Raw genomic sequence first — 22,364 nt, 5'->3', positions numbered from 1 at the left:
AATTTTGCCTTTTAAAATCAGCTGTTGATAACACGCTAACTAACCGTATTCATTTTGTTTTATTAAACGGTTATAACTTGTCACTGAGTACGTAAAAACTCTTTTTAACAAGTGCTTAGTTAGCCTGTTGATAAAACGTTTTAGCCAAACCTTAACAATTAAAACCGATAGGTTAGTCCAGCATAATACCGGCGACCGCTATAGCTGCTACTGCGAAGTCGCGCTTTACTATCATCACCATAGAATGTTCGTGACTCTTCTTTTGTTAAATTAATAACCGATGCCGAGAGCACTAAATTTTCCATCACGCTGTATGACGCATTTAAATCAACTTGTTGATAAGGTTCTTGGGATACAGTTAAGCCATCAGCTAATCCTAAGGCCATTTTCCCACGGCGGTTATAAGATGCCCGAACACTGTAGTTATCGTCTTCAAAGTAAGCTGAAAAGTTGAATTGATCATCGGCACTGCCCACTAAGGCTGATTCACCTACTTTTTCACCATCAACACTGACATCAGCTTGATTAGTATCATTGAGGGTATAGTTAGCATTGATACCAAAACCATTATCAAAAGCATGTTGAGCAAATAATTCGATTCCGCGAGAAGTGGCATTAGTACCATTTGCAGTGGTGGTAAATGGTGTTACTGTGATGTCTCCAGCTGGAACAATTTCAACGCCAGTAAAAGGATTTGTAAAACCATCGAATGGACGTTCTGAAGTAATGATCAAAGGCACTATGAAATTATCAACGTCCTTATTAAATAATGCGATGCCAACCGCTGAACCAGTTCCATAATAATATTCAGCTGATAAATCGAGTTGCACAGATTCAAATGGCTGTAATGCTTTATTACCACCCGATCCACTCCAACCTTGATCAACTGGGTTACCTCTAAATTCGAGTCGGTCGTCAGCCCACTCTTGTGATATGAAGGTTAATTGTTCCGGTGCACCTAAATCATTAAAAGGTGCGCGTGACATAGTTTTGGCAGCTGCGGCTCTGATAACCAGAGAATCACTCGCTTCCCAGACTAAATTTAAGCTAGGTAGGAATCTGTCATCTTTGACAGTGCGTAATGTGGTAGTTTCAACATCAACCAAACGCTCATCACCAAGAATATCTTCACCGGTCGCATCATTTATATCATCTAAAAAGTAGTTTATTTTGTCTGAAGACATAATTTGTGTTTGCGTTTCTACATAACGAACGCCGACATTGCCGCGAAAATCACCAAACGAAAAATCAGCTTGAAGATAAGCAGCTGTTATTTTTTCTTCAATATCAAAAACAAAATCGGGTTCACGGCGTGTATATTTAACATATTCATTAGTAACAATATCCCGATATTGCTGCCAATTAATACTCGGCATAGTATTAACTTCAAACCCACCCGCAATATTTTGTTCCGATTCTTTATTTAATACATCCTCAAGGTTTGGCATGCCACCAATCCACTGATAGGCAACTTCATCTATTGCACCTTGACTGAATGGATCAAGTTCCCCACTAGCAATGCGATCGGCACCATCTTGAGTAATAAAAAATGTATTATTGGTTTCCCGATGCAGACTTGCTTTTCGATGCTTAACTCCCACACGCAATGTATCAACTATGCCATAAGCAACATGGTAATCTAAATCAAGTTGACCATAGTCTTCTTTTAAGTCACTGACAATGAAACTTGAGCCTGTTGAACCTGGATCAGGATCACCTGCAATACCTGCTTGTAAATTCGCAAGTAATGCTGGATCTGCATATAAAGAAACACGTTCACCTAAGCGCCAACCTGCAAACGATGCCGCATTTTCATTTTTTCCTGAATCACTACGACTGCCAGGCTGACCGCTTTTATACGCTGCATTAAATGACTCCGATGGCCCACCGCTTGCCTTCGTACGACCAAATTTGCCTTTAAGGTCAAAGACATCACCTGCATATTCAAATGCAAAGTCATACGTATCTGAAGTATCTTTTTCTTTTGTATAACTACCTATGATCCAAGGAAACTCTAAATTGCCTTCACTACCGCCTGCACCACTGGTGAAATCCATTCCAGTAACAATAGAGCCCGTTTCATCAAGTATTACACCGGTTAAATAGTCAGGGTTATATTTCCATTCAGGGATCATCAGTTGTGAAGTAGTTCTATCTTGACCTAATTCAAAGTGAAAGTGATTAAATGTCAGCTCTAAATTATCTGTTGGTCGCCATTGCATTGTCGCTTGCACACCAACACGTTCGCGCTTTTCCTCAGTAATGCCCACACCGGCAACTTGCGGTGCCCATACACCATCATAGGAATTACCATACGCATCTTCTAACGCCCCAAAACGCCGAGTACTGTCAGTAATTTCATTGCCATTTACATCAGTTGCTGGCTGCTCGCTCCCCGTTGCCCATCGCCAACCACCTCCGCCTGACATATCTCCAGTCAGAGAGCGGTTAGTACGATCTTGCTTAGTATAACCGAGTAAAAAGCCAACGTTTTCATCTTCATTTTTCCAAGAATACACACCGCTAAAATTAGGCTCATACTCTTTTGTTACATCAGCATAAGTGTATTCAACATTAAATGCACCAGAGTTTGCATCCATATCCAATGGCGTACGACTATTTAGAATAACCGTACCACCTACACCGCCTTCATCTAAGCGAGCTTCTGATGATTTAAAAACTTCAACCGATTGCACCATAGTCGAAGGCAGTAAAGAATAGCTAAAAGAACGAGATGGAGAACCCGGTGATGAAGCAATAAAATTACCGTTAAGTTGAGTGAGGGTTAAATCAGATGACAACCCACGAATACTAACATTCTCGCCTTCACCACCACTGCGAGATATCACAACACCAGGTACTCGTTGTAAAGAATCGGCCACATTCTTATCTGGAAATTTACCTATATCTTCTGCGGTGATTGCATCAACAATCGAATTGGACAGTCGCTTAATCGCTAAATTTTCTGCCATCGAGGCGCGAATCCCCCTGACTTCTATTACTTCTAGATCGCTTTCTTGTTCATTTTGTTGATCTTGTGCGTATGCGCCATTACAGCTTGCCATCACCGCTAGAAGCAATGCAGATTTCTTAAATCGCCGAGCAAGACCCGCCGATTCACGACTGTTATTATTATTGGTCATGTTTATCTCCAGTATGATTGTGTGCTATTGATTGTATTTAGTAACTTAAAACCCACGATAATCCGTGCCAATAAACTTTAAGGCGTTTCATATCTGAGTTAATAGCTTGTTAAACTGCTTTTCAAGAATAGGGTTCTGTCGAAGAAAGTGATAATAGAAATTCGGTTGCCTCTAGAACAAAATCGGCGTTAAGGTTAAAAAAAGATCCAATTAGTGCTGAGCTAGTTTATAGTCGTCAACTTAAATTAATGGCATATAAAAACACTTCCCATATTCATGAAAAGTAAAAAAACAAAAATAAGAACATGATTTAAAAATGAATTTTATTTATTCCATTATAATCTAATATAATTAAATATTTTATTGTTAACAACATCGCTGGTATTTTGGAACGAAACAATGCGTAAAAATTTAGAAGTCTGTTTAAACGCAGATAGTCATATTCAGTTAGCTGATAATGTAAAAACCGCATTTACAGCTGGCGCCTCTAGAATTGAACTTTGCAGCACAATGCAACTTGAAGGTCTCACTCCTAGTGAAACAGCAATGACTATTGCAGCTCATGCAATGCCCTCAGAAGGCGAGTTGCTTATCATGATACGACCTGTTGCGAATCAATTTATTGTTGATGCAACAATACTGAAGCTAATGCTTACACAAATAGCACACACGGCGCACGCAGGTGCTACCGGTGTTGTTTTTGGTGCGCTAAACGCCAATGACGTTGATATCGCAGCTACCACAGCGCTTATTGCCTGCGCACATAAATATAATTTAGCAACGACATTTCATCGCGCTTTTGATTGTATAGAAGACAGCGAAAAGGCAATTGGCCTATTAACTGAACTGGGCATTGATCGTATCCTCACAAATGGCACTAAATGGACTGATGATAAAGGTGTTATGCAAGGTCTTAATCATATACAAACAATCATTAGCCACGCCAATGATCATATAGAAATTGTTATTGGTGGTGGCGTAACCACTGATAATGCAAGTACACTTTGGCAACTTGCCAACAATAATTTAGTGTCACTACATGCCTACTCTGGTGTACACAACAAGGATGGCTGGGTGGATCCGTTATTAATTAACGCAATTTTAAATCAACGAACTAACGAGCAGGCTAAAAATGACTAACCACTCTCAACCTCCCCTGTATTTAGGTATTGATGGCGGCGGTACAAAATGCCGAGTCAGGCTTGAAAACGCACAAGGCACCCTACTTGCTGAGGCAGTAAGCGGTGCAGCAAATATTGCAACCTCCGTTGAAGTGGCGCAGCAATCCATTATTGATGCAACAAAACACGCATTACAACAGGCTGGTTTAGGGCTATCAACACTCGGGGCAATTTATGCCTATGCAGGACTCGCTGGCGCTGGCATTGCCGGTGCAAATAAAAAGATGGCACAGTGGCAGCATCCATTTGCACAATTTAACTTTTCAACTGACTTACACATAGCCTGTCAAGGTGCCCATGGTGATAACAGTGGTGCGATTATTATTTTAGGCACTGGCTTTTGTGCTGGAGCAATAAAAAACGGTAACGTTATTGAATTAGGAGGCCATGGATTATTATTAAGTGATGGCGCAAGCGGAGGCTGGATTGGTTTAACTTTATTTCGTTATGCATTAGAGGTTTTAGATGGCTTATCCCCCTCAAGCCCATTAATAAATACCTTATTGGCACAGCTTAGTTGTGATACAAGTAACCAGCTGACAGAATTAGCACTCAATGCCAAACCCGCTTTTTTTGCCGGTTTTGCGCCTTTAGTTTTCGCAATGCAAGATGATCCTTGGGCCATTATTATTTTAGAGCAAGCAGCGCGCTATATTACCCGTTATATCGATCATTTAGTTAGCCACGGCTATTACAACATTACATTAATGGGAGGCACAGCCGAGAAAATTACTCCTTGGTTATCTACCAAAGCACAAGGTTATCTATGTGATGCGCATTACCTGCCCGAGCAAGGCGCTATTCAATTAGCTAAACGGCTGGCTTAGGGCTCAATTTGGTCGCGCATTTGCGAAGGGATCTCACCAAATAAGCGTCTGAATTGTTTACTGAAATAGCTAGGCTCAGAAAAACCGCATTGATAGGCTATTTGTGAAATAGGTAAACGAGTTTCAACAAGTAGCTTACGTGCGTTTTCTAAACGTATTTCATTAATAAATTGATTAGGTGTTTTTGCTAAATGTTTTTTAAAACGCCGCTCTAACGCACTTACCGATAAATGAGCAAGCTCGGCAAGTTCTTCAATACAGATATTACGATGATAGTGTTCACGTATATAATTTACTGGCCCTTCAATCGCTCTTACATGCGACAAAGCCTTTGATGTTTTTTGTAAATGCCGTGTAACGCCATAGGTGCCCAGTATCTGACCATCGTCAGTTAAAATCGCTTTTTTGGACGTTGAAAACCAGGCCAATTCACCATTTGAGGTTTGGTTTAGCTCCAAACGATCAATAACCACATAGCCATTCATTACGCGTTTATCGTCATTGACATATTGAAATGCTAAGTGCTTGGATGAAAAGTCAAAATCAGTTTTAAGTAAAATCTGCTCTAATGACTTATACCCTTGATGCTCAATAAAGTGTTGATTTGCGTATAAAATTCGGCTATCAGAATCCTTAACCCAAAACAAAATATCAGGTAATAAATCAAATGCCGCGATCAGTTGATTTACGCCCGCTTTATTTATAATCCCTTGTACTTCCATAATAATATATTCTATAAATATCAATTCGCAATAATATATAAAACGCCGATTTTGTTGCATTGTCAACCGAATTTTTATTATCCCTTACGCTGTTCATTCCTTATTATCAATAACATGCTATTAACTAAACTCAGTAGACGATTACTGACATGGAGCTTTTTCATGAATAATGCCAAAATCCGCATGGGGATGGTCGGTGGTGCACAAGGTGCATTTATCGGTGCAATCCATCGCATTGCTGCACGCTTAGATGGCTTAATTGAGTTAGTCGCAGGCTCCTTTAGTTCAGATCCATCACGCAGCCAAGCTACAGCTGCAATGCTAGGAATAAATCCAGATCGTTGCTATGACAGCTACCAACAAATGTTTAGCGAAGAAGCTAAGTTACCTGCCGATCAACGAATTGATTTTGTGGCAATAGTGACGCCAAATCATTTGCATTTCCCAATTGCAAAGTGTGCAATTGAAGCAGGTTTTCACGTTTTATCAGATAAGCCAGCCACCCTAAATTTAGAACAAGCGCTGTTATTAGAAAAAACTCTGCAAGCCAGTGATTGTTTATATGGATTAACTCATACCTACACTGGTTACCCGATGATTAAAGAAGCGCGCCAACGTATTACTGATGGCGAGCTGGGCGCTATTCGTAAAATTATTGTTGAGTACAGCCAAGGTTGGCTTGCCACCAGCGAAGATGAAAATGCCAAACAAGCCAAATGGCGTTTAGATGCTGATAAGGCCGGTATTAGTTGTTGTATAGCTGATATAGGAGTGCATGCTGCAAATCTAGCTGAATACGTGAGCGGCCTAGAAATCACCGCACTATGCGCTGACTTAAATCATGTTGTTGCAGGCAGAACACTCGATGATGATGGCACCGTTTTACTGCGCTTTAACAACGACTCTAAGGGAGTTCTTCTTGCTAGCCAAGTTGCATTAGGAGAAGAAAACAATCTTAATTTGCGTATTTATGGCGATCAAGCAAGTCTTGAGTGGTCACAAATGGAACCAAATAGTTTGTGGCTCAAAAGTCATAACGCGCCAACCACCCTATTACGTGCAGGTGTTGGCCTAAAAAGTACTGCGGCACAAAATTCACTGCGAACACCTGCAGGCCATCCAGAAGGATACCTTGAAGCATTTGCCAATATCTATGTCAATTTTGCAAAACAAATTCACGCAAAAAAAGCCGGATACTCAGCATCTAACAGTGACTTCGACGTGCCTGGTATTAAAGAAGCAATTCGCGGAATGGCATTTATAGAAAATGCTGTAGCAGCGTCGAGCAAAGACACTAAGTGGCAACCATTTAAAATTGGATAAAAAATGAAACAAATTAAAGGTCCAGCGATCTTCTTAGCACAATTCATCAGCGATGAAGCTCCTTTCAACAGCTTTGCCACTATTTGTCAGTGGGCAGCAAATTTAGGCTACAAAGCAATTCAGCTACCGACTGCAAATTCTCGTATTTTCGATTTAGAAAAAGCAGCCCAAAGCCAAGATTATTGCGATGAAGTGACTAGTATTGCTGCACAGGCAGGGCTTACAATTTCAGAGTTATCAACTCATTTACAAGGGCAGCTCGTAGCCGTTCATCCGGCTTATGATGAAATGTTTGACAATTTTGCCCCTCAAGCACTACGCGGTGACCCTATAGCCAGAACGAAATGGGCCATCAATCAGTTAATGATGGCCGCTAAAGCCAGTAAAAATTTGGGCTTGAAAAGCCATGTGACTTTTTCAGGAGCACTACTTTGGCATACTTTTTATCCTTGGCCGCAGCGTCCAAAAGGACTGGTAGAGCAAGGATTCCAAGAACTTGCGAAACGCTGGCTACCAATCCTCAACTACTTTGATGAAATGGATGTGGATGTTTGCTATGAACTTCACCCAGGGGAAGATTTACATGATGGCGTAACGTTTGAGCGCTTTTTAGCTGCGACAAATAATCATCCTCGGGTAAATATTCTTTATGATCCCAGCCATTTCATCTTACAACAACTTGATTACTTATCATTTATTGATATTTATCACCATCGTATTAAAGCATTTCACGTCAAAGATGCAGAGTTTAATCCAAATGGTCGCAGCGGTATTTATGGTGGCTATCAAGATTGGCAAGACCGCCCTGGTCGGTTTCGCTCCTTAGGTGATGGCCAAATTGATTTCAAAAGTATCTTCAGCAAATTAACGCAATATGGTTTTGATGGCTGGGCAGTTCTAGAGTGGGAGTGTTGCATTAAACATCCTGAAGATGGGGCGAAAGAAGGCGCACAATTTATAAAAGAGCATTTGATCCGCCCTACGGCTAAAGCATTTGATGACTTTAGCGCAATGGACACAAATGATCAGCGAAATAAGCGGATATTAGGTATTTAATAAACAGGGTCACACACAATGAATAACAACAATAATCGTATTATTTTTCGGCTTTGCTGCACTGCATTAATTGTCACATCAATGACTTTCGCAATAAGGGCTGGCGTTTTAGGACAACTAGGCGAGCAGTTCGGCCTCACTGGTACACAGCTAGGCTGGGTAAATGCCATGGCATTTTTAGGGTTTCCGGTTGCAACCATGCTCGGGGGCATCATTTATAACGCGATTGGTGCTAAAAAGTTGGTTGCATTAGCGTTTATTTGCCACCTAGGCGGACTTATTTTAACTATCACTGCAGATGGTTTTTGGGGATTATTGATCTCTACCTTTTTAATTGGCTTTGCCAATGGATCGGTTGAAGCCGGTTGTAATCCACTGATCGCCCAAATGTATCCTAAAAACACCACCACTATGTTAAACCGCTTTCATGTTTGGTTTCCTGGCGGGATCGTAATTGGTGCATTAGCTTCAAATGCAATGACATCCGCTGGCTTCAGCTGGCAATGGCAAGTTTCGCTGATCCTTGTGCCCACCATTATTTATGGTGTGATGATGCTTAAAGCGAAATTTCCACAGTTTGATACACAGCAAAATTCAACCACCAGCAACTTAAAACACTTACTCTCGCCGCTGTATTTGTTTCTCATTATTTGCATGACACTGACAGCAGTCACCGAATTTGGCACACAGCAATGGATTGAGCAAATCCTTGGCTCGTCAGGCGCTTCGCCTATGGTTATTTTAGCTTTGATCACCGGATTGATGGCATTAGGTCGGTTTTTTGCGGGCCCGATTGTGCACCGCTTTAGTCCATCGGGTGTCCTACTGGGCTCAGCCATTTTTTCAACACTAGGGATATTTTTAATGAGCCAAGCGCAAGGTAATACCATCTACCTTGCCGCAGCACTATTTGCCGTTGGCGTTACTTATTTTTGGCCAACCATGATCGGTTGTGTCGCTGAGTATGCCCCAAAAACAGGTGCACTTGGCATGTCGTTAATTGGTGGAGCTGGCATGTTTGCAATGAGTATCTGGAACCCCGTCATAGGCCATTGGATTGATAATGCGCGAACACAAGCACAAACAACTAGTGTCAGTGTAGAACAAGTTGAAGTGCTCGCAGGACAAGCTGTATTACAAAATCTACTGGTTTTTCCGATTGTACTGATCATTGTATTTATTGGTCTTCATCTGTTTATAACAAAAAATAAAAACGTTGAGAAATACGTTTAGTCATAACAAGTAACACACAAAAAATAAGGGGTATTATATGCTTAAATCAATCTCGATGTTGTCAATTGCACTGGCTTTTAGTAGCAGTGCTTTTGCTAAGACACCCGATAACCAACTTTCTAAAGAAGAACAATCAGCTGGCTGGCAATTACTGTTCGATGGCAAAGATATGTCGCACTGGCGCAATTTTAAAAGTGAGACACTCAGCCCAAAATGGACCATAGACAATGGCGCAATGTCACTCACTAAAGGCGGCGGCGACATACTCACGAAAAAAGTCTATCGCAATTTTGATTTACAAATAGATTGGAAAATTTCAACTAAAGGGAATAGCGGTATTTTTGTGCTGGCAGATGAAACTGGCAGTATGATTTATTCTCACGCCCCTGAAATTCAAATAATTGATAACGAAGAGCACCCAGATAACAAAATAGACTCACACTTGGCTGGCTCTCTTTACGATCTGTTTGCAGCCCCGACAACAGCGCATAAACCAGCCAATAATTGGAATAGTGTTCGTATTCGTATGCAAGATAAACACTTGCAGGTTTGGCAAAATGGCATAAGTACATTAAGCATAGTAATCGGCAGCACAACATGGAATACCCTTGTCGCAAATAGCAAATTTGCTACTTGGAGTAACTTTGCTGCGGCAGAGCAAGGACATATAGGTCTTCAAGACCATGGTGACAAAGTGTGGTTTAAAAATATAAAAATTAAGGAACTATAAGCATGTCTACATTTGATCATAAAGTACTGGTTATTGGCTCCGGCGCAGGTGGCGCAATGGCCGCTTATACCTTAACTAAACTAGGCCATAAAGTATTATTACTTGAAGCGGGGCGTGATTACGATCCAAAAAAAGAAAGCCCAATGTTTCGCCGTAACAGTGAAGCTCCTTTAATGGGCGCAGGAAATAAAGACAAAAACTTTGGCTTTTACGATGCAACCGTCGATGGTGGCTGGCAAGTTCCTGATGAGCCTTACACTAACGCCAAAGGCACTGATTTTTACTGGTGGCGTGCGCGCATGCTAGGTGGAAGAACTAATCACTGGGGACGTTACTCATTACGCTTTAGTGAACATGATTTTAAAGGTAAGAGCCAAGATGGCAACGGCGCAGATTGGCCTTTCACTTATGATGATATCGCACCATGGTACGACATCACGGAAGAACTAGTGGGTATTTGCGGCACCAATACCGGCCTTGATGATATGCCGCCATCTGCACCTGGGGTATTACAGCCACCACCAACGCCGCGAATTCCTGAGTTACTTATTGCTGCCAGTGCGAAAAAACTGGGTATCGCAGCCGTGCCTATGCACAGAGCAGTATTAACTCGGCCAAAAGATGATCGTATGGCATGCTTTTATGCAACACCTTGTGGCCATGGTTGCTCAATCGGCGCGGCGTTTCAAACTACAACCTCATTATTACCTATGGCAAAAGCAACTGGGAATTTAGAAATAATTACTGATGCAATGGTTAAATCAGTGGCTGTTAATGATGACGGTAAAGTAACGGGTGTTACTTATATAGATAAGCAAACCGTAGCTGAAAAAACACTAACAGCAGATATCGTGATCCTTGCCGCTAGTGCCTGCGAATCCGCACGTATTTTGCTAAATTCAAAACACGCCAAGCATCCCAAAGGTTTAGCTAACTCAAGTGGCCAAGTAGGTCGTAACTTAATGGATTCAACCGGTGCTTGGCTTGGTGCGCAAGTTCCAGCATTAAAAGGTCGCCCACGTTATAACGAAGATGGCCACACTGGGAACCATTTATTTATTCCTTGGTGGGGACACAAAGCACATGCCAAAGGTGAGCTTGATTTTCCTCGTGGTTATCACTTTGAGATCAGTAGCGGTTTTAATCAACCTGGCTCTGGAGTCTCTGGCGATAAACGTGGTTATGGTATTGAACTAAAACAACAAGTTCGTGATGCCTATGGATCTTATGTTGGCTTTGCGCTGCGCGGAGAAATGCTCCCCAACGATGATACCTACATGGAAATTGATGAAAATGTTAAAGATAAATGGGGCATTCCGGTTTCGAAATTTCATTTCAAATGGTCAGATCGTGAGCTAAAACAAATTGAGCACGGCTTAAAAACAGCGAAACAGATCCTTGAAAATCTAGGAGCTACTGTGGGCAAATTACCTGCTGCTGAAAAAGCAATTTCAAAAGGTGGCGAGATCATTCATGAAGTAGGCACCACTCGCATGGGTAGCTCAGCAAAGGATTCAGTGACCAATCAATGGGGCCAAACATGGGATTGCGACAACTTATTTGTGATGGATGCAGGGGTATTTGCCTCTAATCCACATAAAAATTGCACATTAACCATCATGACATTGGCAATGCGTAATTCAACCTGGATAGCCAAACAAATAGAACAAGGAGCGCTGTAACATGCATAATGAAGATCGTGTTGACTCATACAAATATATTTCCGGCATGACACGTCGTGAATCGTTAAAGTGGCTTGGTTTATTAGCCGCAGGTTCCGCCGTATCACTTTCAGCAGGGTGTAGTAAAGCGTTAGAAGAGAAAATTAGTGATAAAGGACATTGGCCTGACTTAGATTTACAACCTATAACAGCTAAAGGTTATGGCACTGATCCCAATATGGTTATGCCACCACAATCACCTTGGCCATTGACATTAACTCAAGCACAATTAAATTTAGTTGCGGTGTTAGCCGATTATATCGTGCCTAGCGAAGGTAACAACCCAAGTGCAACTGAGGTAAATGTACCGAGTGTGATTGATGAGTGGGTAAGCTCACCTTATAACGGTCAACAAAAAGACCGCGTTACTATTTTACACGGATTAGCATGGATCGATGATGAGGCTGTGCTGCGTTATAAAGCACCATTTGTCGCATTGAAAAAAGAGCAACAAACAGCCATCTTAAATGATATTGCTTATTTTGATGATGAAACCCCTGCGCAGTTTCAACGCATTGGTAATGCTTTTTTACGCTTTAAAAACCTTGTACTTGGTGCCTACTTTTGTACACCGCAAGGTTGTAAAGATATTGGCTATTTAGGCAATGTGCCTATTGCAGGCGATTACCCAGGACCTACTGACGAAGCAAAAGCCCATTTAGATAGCGTTTTAGCTGAACTGGGTTTGACCGAGTATGCTTATCAAGATTCAGTTGCCAGTTAACGCTAAGTTATTTTTTAGCTAGCCCAGCCCTAAGCAGGGAGCAATTCCCTGCTTTTCCTCCTAGGTGTTTTTTATGTTCAAAATCAAATCATTATTTAATTATGTTATTTCAATTCTGTTTATTTTTTGTGTTTTAAACTCGCTGTCTATCTATGCAAAAACAAGCAAACAACTACTCCCCGTTAGTGTTCAGCTTTGGTCTGTTAAAGATGCCTTAAAAGCGGATTTTGATGGCACCCTTTCATCTATTGCTGATATGGGCTTTCAAGGTGTGGAATTTGCAGGTGACTTTGGGCCTTATAAGAACAATCCAAGTGCACTGAAGGACAAACTCGCGAAGCTAAATTTAGTCGCTAGTAGCGCACATATCGGCTTTGATTCCTTAACGGATGACACCTTAGCAGACACATTATTGTTTTATAAAACCCTTGGTGTTTCGATTTTATTTGTACCTTGGGATGAAAGAGCTTGGCAGCCACAAGGAATCACCTCTCTGACCGAACAACTCACTCAGGTTAATGAAATCGCTCAGCGCTATGCTATGCACATCGGTTTTCACAACCATAATAAGGAGTTTAATCAATTCCAAAACGCGACATACTGGGACGCTATTGCCAGTAATACGCCATATACCCTGCCACTGCAGCTTGATATAGGTTGGGTACATTATGCAGGAAAAGATCCTGAATATTTCATTAAAAAATACCCAGGACGAACCCTGGCAACCCACTTAAAAGTTCGCACCCATCCTAACGATGGCTTAAGTCCTATATTAGGTGAAAATGATTATCCATGGCAAAAAATAATAGAAACATTGATTGTTGATGGCGCCACTCAGTGGCTAGTCGTAGAGCAAGAAGAATACCCGAATGGGTTAACACCAATGCAAAGCGTGGCTAAATCTAAAGTTAATTTAGATAAGATCCTCGCTAAAATGGGCGAATAAAGTAAACCTACATCATTGATAAAATAACTTATTATACCAATCGTGTTAAGTTACTGACCATTTATAGCAACAGATAAAGACAGTAATAACAAGGCATAAATTTTGACATGTAATTGTTCTAATTGAAAAAATTATAACGCAGTTAGCGCTTTATTTAGCTCGCTAGAATGGTTAAATATTTAAGTCGATTGGTATTACACCCTCTGACACAAACAGTAGGGACTAACAATAGTACATTAACTATCTTAGTCCCTATGAACTCTTAATAATTATACATCCCACTCTTTCAGTGTGTCTTTTAAGTATTCATAACGCCATGAGTTAAGTAAATCGGGCTTTGGAGTCTGTTCACGCTCAGCGCTGGTTAACTTCCAATTCCAACTGATCAACTGGTTGATTTGCTTTTTAGATGCAAATACATCTTCTGGAATGCCCTGTTTTTTAGCAACTGCAGTGATTTTTTGTTTAATTTCTTTGGCTACTTTTTTATAACTTGGAAAGTCAATAAGTCGTCTTAGTGGCTCAGGAAAATCTGCAACAGGGATCACTTTAGCTTTTTCAATACACTTTAAGATTTCAACGCCCGAGCGGTTAACTTCGATGCTATCGACTTCTGGGACATTACGCATTGCAGTTAAACTCGTTGGTTTGCGTTTTGCCAATTCAACCAAGCAATGCTCTTTTAATACAAAGTTAAGCGCTAAATTTTTGCGTATCGCTTTGTTACGACGCCAAGCCGCAAGCTCTCTTAATACAGCAAGATCCGCAGGTTTTAATTGCCAAGCATTTTTAATGTCTCGATACAGATGTTCATCCGGTGTTTGATAAGCCCGTTTTTGTGCAATCAACTCACTTTCATTGATCACAATATCAAAGAAACCAGCGTCGTTGATTTGTTCAATAATAATTTTAAAGCACGGTAATAAATGAAATACATCAGCTGCAGCGTAATCGAGTTGTTTAATTGTTAGCGGACGCTGTAACCAATTGGTCCGTGATTCGCTTTTGTCGATTTCAATATCGAGTAAATTTTTTACCATATGAGCAAAGCCCATGCAGTTGCCATTGCCTAATAATTGCAAGGCAAATTGGCTATCAAATAAGGGAGCTGGTACGAAGCCGGCGTATTTTTGAAATACTTCAATATCTTCCGACGGTGAATGCAAGACTTTTAACACCGCAGGGTCACGTAGAATCTGCCAAAAATCAAACAATGATAGCTCGGCTAGCGGATCGATTAATGCTAAATGTTCGCCGTCATAAACTTGAATAAGGGCAACTTCAGGATACAAAGTACGACGACGCATAAATTCTGTATCAATTGCTAAGATGGGTTTGTTACGGATCTGCTCTACAAACTCATTTAATTGATTTTGGGTTTGGATCAATTGATATTGCACTTAATCTCCTACAATAAAAAAGCCGACATATGTCGGCTTTTTTAGCTTGCTAATCTTTCAAGGCTCGTCTGAGTATTTTGCCAACGTTTGTTTTTGGCAATTCATCCCTAAACTCAACCAGTTTAGGGACCTTGTAATTAGTTAAATTATCACGACAGTGTTTTATTATATCTTTTTCAGTCAAAGATGGGTCTTTTTTAACAATAAAAACTTTAACTTGCTCGCCGCTAACATCATGAGGGATACCAATTGCTGCTGCTTCTAAAACACCTTCATGCATTGCAATCACTTCTTCGATCTCATTTGGGAACACATTAAAGCCAGATACGATGATCATATCTTTTTTACGGTCAACAATATAAAAGAATCCTTCATCGTCATAAGTGGCTATATCCCCTGTGGCAAACCAACCATCTTGCAAACACTCAGCCGTTGCATCAGGACGATTATAATAACCAACCATCACTTGTGGACCTTTAACCCATAATTCGCCCGGCTCACCTTTGGCTGCTTCTTCACCATTATCTAACATCAACTTGATCTCAGTATTAGGTGCAGGTAAACCAATCGAACCATTGTATGAATCTAGATCATAAGGACTGACAGTAACTAATGGCGAACACTCAGTTAAACCATACCCTTCCATTAATTTGCTACTGGTGATCTTTTGCCATTTTTCAGCAACAGGTCGCTGTACAGCCATACCACCACCAAGGGACATTTTCAAACTTGAAAAATCAAGCTCGGCAAAACCCGGTGTGTTCAACAAACCATTAAATAATGTATTTACACCCGTGATCGCGGTGAATTTATGTTGGCCTAATTCTTTCACAAAGCCTTTCATATCACGCGGATTAGTGATCAATAAATTTAATCCGCCATACTTCATAAACGTTAAGCAGTTCGCTGTTAGTGCAAAGATATGATAAAGCGGTAAAGCAGTGACAACAACTTCTTTGCCACGTTCTAACACTTGATCTAAGCAACCAGAAACCTGCTCTAAGTTACCTACCATATTGCCATGGGTCAGCATTGCACCTTTAGAGACACCCGTTGTGCCACCGGTATATTGTAAAAAAGCAATATCAGATAAACACACTTCAGGTTTAATGTAATCTTTTTCGTTCGCTGCAAGTAAGGCTTCAAACTTAATGGGGTTAGGCAATGAATAGCTTGGCACCATTTTTTTAATATGCTTAACAACAAAGTTAACCAAGTGCTTTTTAAAGCCACCCACCATATCACCCACTTGGGTAACTACGATGTGTTTTACTTTAGTGTGCGGCAATGCTTTTTCAAGCGTGTCTGCAAAGTTAGCCAGTATAAAAATCGCTGATGTTTCTGAATCATTTAATTGATGTTCAAGCTCACGCACAGTGTAAAGCGGATTAACGTTAACTACGACACAACCGGCACGTAAAATACCGAGTATTGAAACAGGTGTTTGTAATAAATTTGGCATCATTACAGCCACTTTATCGCCTTTTTTCAATCCCAGCTCTTTTTGAATATACACAGCAACACGTTTTGTTGCTTGGTCTATTTCATCATAGCTCAATGTTTTACCCATATTGGTAAAAGCAGGCAAGTCTTTGTAGTCAGTGAAGCTTTTTTCAAACACTTCTAACAACGAGTTGTAGTGCTCAGGATCGATTGTTTCAGGCATACCCTCTGGGTAGCGCTTCAGCCAAATTTTGTCCACTCTTAGCTCCTGTTCTATTTATAATTTATTTTTATTAAACCTTAAACTAAGTAAGGCAATTTCACAATTGAGCAATCACTCTAATTCGCAAATATTCCCACATTTTGTGCAAATATACAATTAACATGCACCAGTTTGCAGCATAAAGGCATGAATCTGCTGTAAACACTGCTCAGGGCTTTGCATATGACAGTGGTGGCCACCTTCAACTTCATTTACTATTAAGCTTTTGTAATAATTAGCATATTTATCTAAATTATCACTAATAAATTGATACCCTTCACTGCCTAGAATTAATTGGCACGGCACATTTATTTCGCTTATTACCGCTATGCATTGTTGCTCATCAAATCTAAAACCTGAATGATTTTTAAGCTTTGGATCAGTTCTTAGCAGCCATCCTTGTTCAGTTTCTCGTATATTTCTGTCCATCAAAAGTGCTATTAAATCCAAAGGTAAGTCACTTTGTACCGCCCGTGCTTGGTGTATTATTTGTTTTGACTCGTACTGTCGGGGTGCTTTTTTATTTACACGACGTCGATTCAAAATTGCATTTCTAAGCTGCTCGACCACTTTTTTACTGGGTGTTGTGACAACTCCCAGTCCTTCTATCATAGTGACCGTATTTACTTTATCAGGAAAACAGCTGGCAAAAAGACCAGCGGCCATTGCGCCCATAGAATGACCAACCAAGTGTACTTTATTAACCCCAAGTTGCTCGATTAAGTTATAAATATCATCAATGTAATCAATGAAATAATAGTGTGCATCGCTTCCACGCCAATCTGATAAACCATGTCCAGGAAAGTCCACACAATACCAAGTTGCAGTTAAGGTGTTATGTTCTAACATGGGTAAAAAACTATGACAATTATCAAGCCAACCATGTAATGCAATGACAACCTCTTTTCCTTGCCCAAATGTTAGGCCATGAAGTGTTAATGCGCCACTTTGAACTGAAAATGGATGCACTGCGTAATTCCCCTTTGTTTTTAGTTTGTTTAACGTAAAAGACATTTATTTATACTACATTGCGTATACAATGGCACTACATAATAAACAGGGTACAAAGATGAAGAAACAAATAAGCCTCTTGGCATTATTATGCTCAGCAAGTGCATACGCAGAGCAAGCACCAAAAAACATAATTTATATGATTGGTGATGGCATGGGCCCCGCTTATACTACAGCATATCGCTACTTTAAAGATGATCCGTCTACCAAAGAAATAGAAGGCACGGTGTTTGATACAATCCTTAAAGGCATGGCACATACTTACCCTGACGACCATACTTATGTAACTGACAGTGCTGCTGGCGCAACTGCTTTGAGCTCAGGCCATAAAAGCTATAATGGTGCAATTGCAGTTGATACCGATAAAAAACCGGTAAAAACAATGCTCGAAATTGCCAAACAAAAAGGCATGATCACCGCATTAGTTGCAACCTCACAAATCAATCATGCCACGCCTGCAAGCTTCGCTGCACATAATGAATCTCGTCGTAATTACGATGAAATTGCCAATGATTATATTGATAATAAAATTGCCGGAAAACTTCCCGTTGATTTAATGCTCGGTGGCGGTACTAAATATTACATCCGCGAAGACCGTAATTTAGTTGCAGAATTTAAGCAAGCGGGCTATCAATACAGTGATGACTTTAGTGCGTTAAAAGATATTAAGCAAATTCCTGCGCTGGGATTATTTGCTCCAGTTGGGCTTGACTTTGCGTTAGATAATAACCCAACACGCTTAGCACAAATGACCAATAAAGCGCTTGAGTTACTTGATGAAAATAACAAAAATGGCTTTTTTGTGATGATCGAAGGTAGCCAAATTGATTGGTGTGGCCATGCCAATGATATTGCCTGTGCAATGGCGGAAATGGATGATTTTGCTAAATCAATCGAGCAAGCAAAAGCGTACGTTGATAAAAACCCGGATACCTTATTGGTGATCACCGCAGATCACTCAACAGGTGGTTTAACATTAGGTGCGCATGGGCAATATAAATGGGAAACCGAGGTAGTAAAAGGCGTGAAAGCCACAGCCGTTAAATTAACTAAATTAATGTCTGAGTCTAATGATTTAAAAGCCATTTGGACTGCTAACACGAATATAGAATACACTCCCGAAAACCAGATCAAGCTTGAACAAGCAAAAAAACTAGGCGATAAACCACTTAATCTTGCCATTAAAGATATTATCAGTAGAGCCAGCTTCACCGGTTGGACTACCGGCGGTCACACTGCTATTGATGTACAAGTATTTGCCTATGGTAAAGGTGCTGATAAATTTATCGGCTCACAAAACAATACTGATATTGCAGATAAACTGATCGGCTTTATTGAACAGCAGTAACGTTTAACTGGCATGTTGCTTTTCCTTAGGGTAGAGGCTAACTGCAACATTAAAGGTTAATTATAAAAAGCCCAGTCATAATGTATCTGGGCTTTTTTAATCACAGCTGGAGGTAAACTTTTGCCAAATACTGGCACATCAACACAGAGTTAAATTACTGTCTAATTGTTAAGCGTAGATGTCCACACCAATTAAGTTTTGTACTTCAGCTCGGCGTTCTAAATTAGCAAACTCGGTGTAGGTTGAAATAGCACGACTTACTTTGGCTGTCGGCTGGTCATAAATCGTTTGTCGGTAACTAGGTTGGGCAGTGTCACTTTGTAACTTATCAGCCAGCGCAATACCTGCTTGGCTTGATTTAACAAACTCCGCAGACTGTTTATTATCAGCAGCAGATTGCTCCAATAACCCCTGAGGTTTATTAGTGTTGATCTGTCTTGAGGTAATTTTACCGGGTATGTCTCCCGAGTAAAACCCTGAGCCAATAGGTAGATTCAAAGTTGCGTCTCGTTACTTAGGTTATTAAATTATGTGCCAAATTTAATAACCTTGCAAGTTGCTTTATTAATCAGTTTATTCGCGTCCAGGTAATTTTTTCCAGGTTACTGTATCACGTACATATTTAGGTTGAGCTTGCGCAGCACTGACCGTACGTTGCGCACTGAAATCATCGCTAATTGTAGCCAACATAAAACCGGCATCAGGTAATATGATGTCGTTATTGATAGCAATTTGTGGGTTATCTGCCAGTGCCTCAGGGTATGTTTGCCAGCCAGTGCCCACTGCAATCCCTGGTTCGTCTGCAAGAGATAATAATGCTGGTTTTAATACTTGTTCGTCACCTTGTAAGGTCATCACACCATTATCACTGATTCTGTAATGGGCAAAATATATTTCTCCCATACGCGCATCAATAGCACTAAATACACTTTTTTCACCGGTTTGTTGATAAGCTTGCTGCGCCATCATTTGCAGCGTTGACACACCAACTAGTGGCAGTTTACATGCATAAGCTAAGCCTTGCGCAATGGCGACACTAATACGCACGCCAGTGAAACTACCTGGGCCTTGGCCAAAACCAATAACATCTAAATCAGTTAAACGGCAATTTGCCTTAGCTAACAACTGATCAACCAACGGTAAGATTTTTTGACTATGCTGTTGCGGGCATACTTCAAAATGGTGAAATAACTGACCATTATAATTGAGCACTAAAGACAATGCTTCGGTAGAAGCGTCAAATGCTAATAGATTAATATCACTAGTACTGATTGCGTTATTCATGGTAATTATTTCTCTAGTTAATGTGTTCTAAAAATTCACTGGCCACTTGAAGGCTACGTGTGCGGCGCATCGGCGGCAAGCTTTTTAAAAAGACTTGGCCGTATTGGCGTGTCACTAAACGGTTATCGCAAATCACCAACACCCCTTTATCCTTACTATCGCGGATCAGTCGTCCAACGCCTTGTTTTAGTGCAATCACCGCTTGTGGCAGTTGAATATAAGCAAAGGGATCATGTCCTTGTAATTGCGCATCTTGCATTTTAGCTTGGAGCAGTGGATCATCGGGTGCTGCAAAGGGTAACTTATCAATAATAACACAACTGAGTGTGCTACCTCTGACATCAACTCCTTCCCAAAACGACGCAGTACCTAATAATACGGCATTACCATGGCGGGTAAATTTTTCTAAAATAATACGTTTAGACATTTGCCCTTGCATATAAATAGGATAATCAATCTGCGTACTTAGCCCTTCGGCGACTAAATGCATCATCCGATAGCTGGTAAACAATACAAAGCAGCGCCCTTTTGCTGCTTTAATTAAATCGAGGGTAAGCTTAACAATCGCATGAGGCATATTCGCTGCATGTGTTTCAGGCAAATAACGCGGTAAACATAATAAGGCTTGCTGATAATAATCAAACGGACTATCAACCATCATACTTTTGGCAGGCTTAAGGCCTAGGCTTGCGTTAAAATGATCAAGTGCATTATCGACAGATAGAGTCGCTGAGGTGAATACAAAGCCAGCCCCCGTGTCTGCCATCATTTGCGCAAATTTAACTGATACGTTAAGCGGAGTTATATGTACGGTTAAATAGCGGCGTGTTGTTTCATACCAATAACTGTTACCTGTTTGGCTTATATCAAACACCCGCTCTAATTGCCCTTTAAAAGCTAAGGTACGCTCAAATGGGTGTTCTATTTTATCGCTACGGTCTAAACAATGTTTGAGTACTTGATACAAAAAGTCTAAATCGCTGATCACCCTATGTAACGCGGCGCAAATTTCTTTACTTGCCAGCATTTGTCGCCAATCACCTCGGCTACCATCTAAGCCAAATTGTAAGCGCAAGTCTGCAACACTGGTTTCAAGCTTATTTAAGGTTTTACCAAGTTGCAGCATATCCGGAATGTCAGAGCGATAAATTGCTCGTAAATCATTAATTAAGTCCACCAGCTTTTTAGTGCTGATACTCTCACCAAAGTAATCACTGGCAATTTCACTTAATTGGTGTGCTTCATCAAATATATAAGCATCAGCTGTGGGAATGAGTTCAGCAAAGCCGGTATCTTTTACCGCCATGTCTGCAAAAAACAAATGATGGTTAACCACTACTATATCGGCATCCATCGCTTTTAAGCGGGCTTTGCGAATATAGCAATCTTGAAAATCAGGACACTCTTTACCTAAGCAGTTATCCGCAGTGGAGCTTACATAAGGTAATACTTTGGCATCTTCTTCGATACCAATACAATCAGCCAGATCACCGGTGTGCGTTTCACTGGCAAATTTAGCCACCATGGCCAATTGATGCATCACATCAGAATCATCGGTCGGTACATGGGCAACATGCTGATTAAGCCGATAAGTACATAGATAGTTACTGCGCCCTTTTAGCAGCGCGGTTTTTTTACTCGCACTAAGCGCTTTGACTAATTGTGGTAAATCACGGTGATATAATTGTTCTTGCAGCGCTTTCGTGCCGGTTGAAATTATTGTTTTACCTTTAGACTTTAGCGCGGGGGCTAAATAAGCGTAGGTTTTACCTGTACCAGTGCCCGCTTCAACCACTAATTGCGAGCGGTTTTTTAATGCATCACTCACCGCAACCGCCATATCGATCTGCGGTTGGCGAGGCGTATAACCATCTAAAGATTGCGCTAACGGACCTGCTGCACTAAAAAGCTGTTTGATAATAACGATCGCTTTGCTAAAAATAATAGCGGGATTTTACGTAAGCATAGCCCCAAGGGCAAGTGAATACGCAAAGCAAATAGCAAAGGAGC

General features: G+C 40.7%; 18 protein-coding genes. 10 read left to right on the top strand and 8 right to left on the bottom strand.

Translation table 11 applies throughout. The features are described from left to right. Positions 1-158 precede the first annotated feature (158 nt). The gene (locus H5163_RS02280; RefSeq protein WP_145235654.1) at positions 159-3,143 is read right to left on the bottom strand and encodes a TonB-dependent receptor; all 2,985 of its coding nucleotides are present in this window, start codon (positions 3,141-3,143) and stop codon (positions 159-161) included. A gap of 399 nt (positions 3,144-3,542) precedes the next feature. On the opposite strand from H5163_RS02280, the gene H5163_RS02275 reads away from it, so the two are divergent. After that, on the top strand, positions 3,543-4,283 hold the full coding sequence (locus H5163_RS02275; RefSeq protein ID WP_182734193.1) for a copper homeostasis protein CutC: 741 nt from the start codon (positions 3,543-3,545) through the stop codon (positions 4,281-4,283). Further along, positions 4,276-5,151 (top strand): BadF/BadG/BcrA/BcrD ATPase family protein, encoded by an 876-nt coding sequence (locus tag H5163_RS02270; protein WP_182734191.1) that lies wholly within the window; start codon positions 4,276-4,278, stop codon positions 5,149-5,151. Before H5163_RS02275 ends, H5163_RS02270 begins: the two co-directional genes overlap by 8 nt. Here H5163_RS02270 and H5163_RS02265 read toward each other — a convergent pair. Continuing rightward, the gene (locus tag H5163_RS02265; RefSeq protein WP_145236298.1) at positions 5,148-5,873 is read right to left on the bottom strand and encodes an AraC family transcriptional regulator; all 726 of its coding nucleotides are present in this window, start codon (positions 5,871-5,873) and stop codon (positions 5,148-5,150) included. The two genes, H5163_RS02270 and H5163_RS02265, sit on opposite strands and share 4 nt — an antisense overlap. Positions 5,874-6,035: 162 nt before the next feature. Between H5163_RS02265 and H5163_RS02260 the strand changes: the two genes are divergently transcribed. The 7 genes from H5163_RS02260 to H5163_RS02230 all read left to right on the top strand — a co-directional run bounded on the left by H5163_RS02260 (position 6,036) and on the right by H5163_RS02230 (position 13,606). Beyond that, positions 6,036-7,196, top strand: coding sequence for a Gfo/Idh/MocA family protein (locus tag H5163_RS02260; RefSeq protein ID WP_182732277.1), 1,161 nt, complete (start codon positions 6,036-6,038; stop codon positions 7,194-7,196). Between the two features lie 3 nt (positions 7,197-7,199). Then, on the top strand, positions 7,200-8,252 hold the full coding sequence (locus tag H5163_RS02255; protein WP_182732278.1) for a sugar phosphate isomerase/epimerase: 1,053 nt from the start codon (positions 7,200-7,202) through the stop codon (positions 8,250-8,252). Positions 8,253-8,270: 18 nt separating this feature from the next. Then, the gene (locus H5163_RS02250; protein ID WP_182734189.1) at positions 8,271-9,485 is read left to right on the top strand and encodes a sugar MFS transporter; all 1,215 of its coding nucleotides are present in this window, start codon (positions 8,271-8,273) and stop codon (positions 9,483-9,485) included. A gap of 37 nt (positions 9,486-9,522) precedes the next feature. Next, positions 9,523-10,215, top strand: coding sequence for a DUF1080 domain-containing protein (locus H5163_RS02245; protein ID WP_182734187.1), 693 nt, complete (start codon positions 9,523-9,525; stop codon positions 10,213-10,215). Between the two features lie 2 nt (positions 10,216-10,217). Then, positions 10,218-11,897 (top strand): GMC family oxidoreductase, encoded by a 1,680-nt coding sequence (locus H5163_RS02240; protein ID WP_182734185.1) that lies wholly within the window; start codon positions 10,218-10,220, stop codon positions 11,895-11,897. A gap of 1 nt (position 11,898) precedes the next feature. Next, on the top strand, positions 11,899-12,660 hold the full coding sequence (locus H5163_RS02235; protein WP_145235681.1) for a gluconate 2-dehydrogenase subunit 3 family protein: 762 nt from the start codon (positions 11,899-11,901) through the stop codon (positions 12,658-12,660). A gap of 73 nt (positions 12,661-12,733) precedes the next feature. Beyond that, entirely contained in the window at positions 12,734-13,606 is an 873-nt protein-coding gene (locus H5163_RS02230) for a sugar phosphate isomerase/epimerase (protein ID WP_145235683.1), read from the top strand. A 269-nt stretch (positions 13,607-13,875) separates the two neighbouring features. On the opposite strand, the gene rnd is transcribed toward H5163_RS02230, so the two are convergent. The 3 genes from rnd to H5163_RS02215 form a co-directional block, all read right to left on the bottom strand. Continuing rightward, on the bottom strand, positions 13,876-15,006 hold the full coding sequence (gene rnd / locus H5163_RS02225) for a ribonuclease D (RefSeq protein WP_145235687.1): 1,131 nt from the start codon (positions 15,004-15,006) through the stop codon (positions 13,876-13,878). Between the two features lie 49 nt (positions 15,007-15,055). Continuing rightward, positions 15,056-16,708 (bottom strand): long-chain-fatty-acid--CoA ligase FadD, encoded by a 1,653-nt coding sequence (gene fadD, locus H5163_RS02220; protein ID WP_145235691.1) that lies wholly within the window; start codon positions 16,706-16,708, stop codon positions 15,056-15,058. A gap of 120 nt (positions 16,709-16,828) precedes the next feature. Beyond that, positions 16,829-17,680 (bottom strand): alpha/beta fold hydrolase, encoded by an 852-nt coding sequence (locus H5163_RS02215; protein ID WP_182732280.1) that lies wholly within the window; start codon positions 17,678-17,680, stop codon positions 16,829-16,831. A gap of 100 nt (positions 17,681-17,780) precedes the next feature. Here H5163_RS02215 and H5163_RS02210 point away from each other — a divergent pair, with 100 nt between their 5' ends. Beyond that, positions 17,781-19,070 (top strand): alkaline phosphatase, encoded by a 1,290-nt coding sequence (locus H5163_RS02210; RefSeq protein WP_182734183.1) that lies wholly within the window; start codon positions 17,781-17,783, stop codon positions 19,068-19,070. A gap of 168 nt (positions 19,071-19,238) precedes the next feature. Here the strand turns inward: H5163_RS02210 and H5163_RS02205 are convergent, their stop codons facing one another. From H5163_RS02205 to H5163_RS02195, 3 genes are all read right to left on the bottom strand, one after another. Further along, a complete protein-coding gene (locus tag H5163_RS02205) occupies positions 19,239-19,568 on the bottom strand; it encodes a hypothetical protein (RefSeq protein ID WP_149980212.1) in 330 nt (109 codons plus the stop codon). 75 nt (positions 19,569-19,643) lie between these two features. Beyond that, positions 19,644-20,354, bottom strand: a complete 711-nt coding sequence (gene tsaB / locus H5163_RS02200) for a tRNA (adenosine(37)-N6)-threonylcarbamoyltransferase complex dimerization subunit type 1 TsaB (RefSeq protein ID WP_182732282.1) — start codon at positions 20,352-20,354, stop codon at positions 19,644-19,646. A gap of 13 nt (positions 20,355-20,367) precedes the next feature. Further along, entirely contained in the window at positions 20,368-22,194 is a 1,827-nt protein-coding gene (locus H5163_RS02195) for an ATP-dependent DNA helicase (RefSeq protein ID WP_220491309.1), read from the bottom strand. Positions 22,195-22,364: the final 170 nt, after the last annotated feature.

This window comes from Pseudoalteromonas sp. SG44-8, from assembly GCF_014164125.1.
In the GTDB taxonomy this organism is placed as follows: Bacteria; Pseudomonadota; Gammaproteobacteria; order Enterobacterales; family Alteromonadaceae; genus Pseudoalteromonas; species Pseudoalteromonas rhizosphaerae.
The sequence above is the reverse complement of the archived record's forward strand: the minus strand, read 5'-3'. Positions and strand labels throughout refer to the sequence as shown.

Coding starts and splice junctions, on each gene's coding strand:
- H5163_RS02280 (WP_145235654.1), bottom strand. CDS start 3,143: ATGACCAATAATAATAACAGTCGTGAATCGGCGGGTCTTGCTCGGCGA.
- H5163_RS02275 (WP_182734193.1), top strand. CDS start 3,543: ATGCGTAAAAATTTAGAAGTCTGTTTAAACGCAGATAGTCATATTCAG.
- H5163_RS02270 (WP_182734191.1), top strand. CDS start 4,276: ATGACTAACCACTCTCAACCTCCCCTGTATTTAGGTATTGATGGCGGC.
- H5163_RS02265 (WP_145236298.1), bottom strand. CDS start 5,873: ATGGAAGTACAAGGGATTATAAATAAAGCGGGCGTAAATCAACTGATC.
- H5163_RS02260 (WP_182732277.1), top strand. CDS start 6,036: ATGAATAATGCCAAAATCCGCATGGGGATGGTCGGTGGTGCACAAGGT.
- H5163_RS02255 (WP_182732278.1), top strand. CDS start 7,200: ATGAAACAAATTAAAGGTCCAGCGATCTTCTTAGCACAATTCATCAGC.
- H5163_RS02250 (WP_182734189.1), top strand. CDS start 8,271: ATGAATAACAACAATAATCGTATTATTTTTCGGCTTTGCTGCACTGCA.
- H5163_RS02245 (WP_182734187.1), top strand. CDS start 9,523: ATGCTTAAATCAATCTCGATGTTGTCAATTGCACTGGCTTTTAGTAGC.
- H5163_RS02240 (WP_182734185.1), top strand. CDS start 10,218: ATGTCTACATTTGATCATAAAGTACTGGTTATTGGCTCCGGCGCAGGT.
- H5163_RS02235 (WP_145235681.1), top strand. CDS start 11,899: ATGCATAATGAAGATCGTGTTGACTCATACAAATATATTTCCGGCATG.
- H5163_RS02230 (WP_145235683.1), top strand. CDS start 12,734: ATGTTCAAAATCAAATCATTATTTAATTATGTTATTTCAATTCTGTTT.
- H5163_RS02210 (WP_182734183.1), top strand. CDS start 17,781: ATGAAGAAACAAATAAGCCTCTTGGCATTATTATGCTCAGCAAGTGCA.
- tsaB (WP_182732282.1), bottom strand. CDS start 20,354: ATGAATAACGCAATCAGTACTAGTGATATTAATCTATTAGCATTTGAC.
- H5163_RS02195 (WP_220491309.1), bottom strand. CDS start 22,194: ATGGCGGTTGCGGTGAGTGATGCATTAAAAAACCGCTCGCAATTAGTG.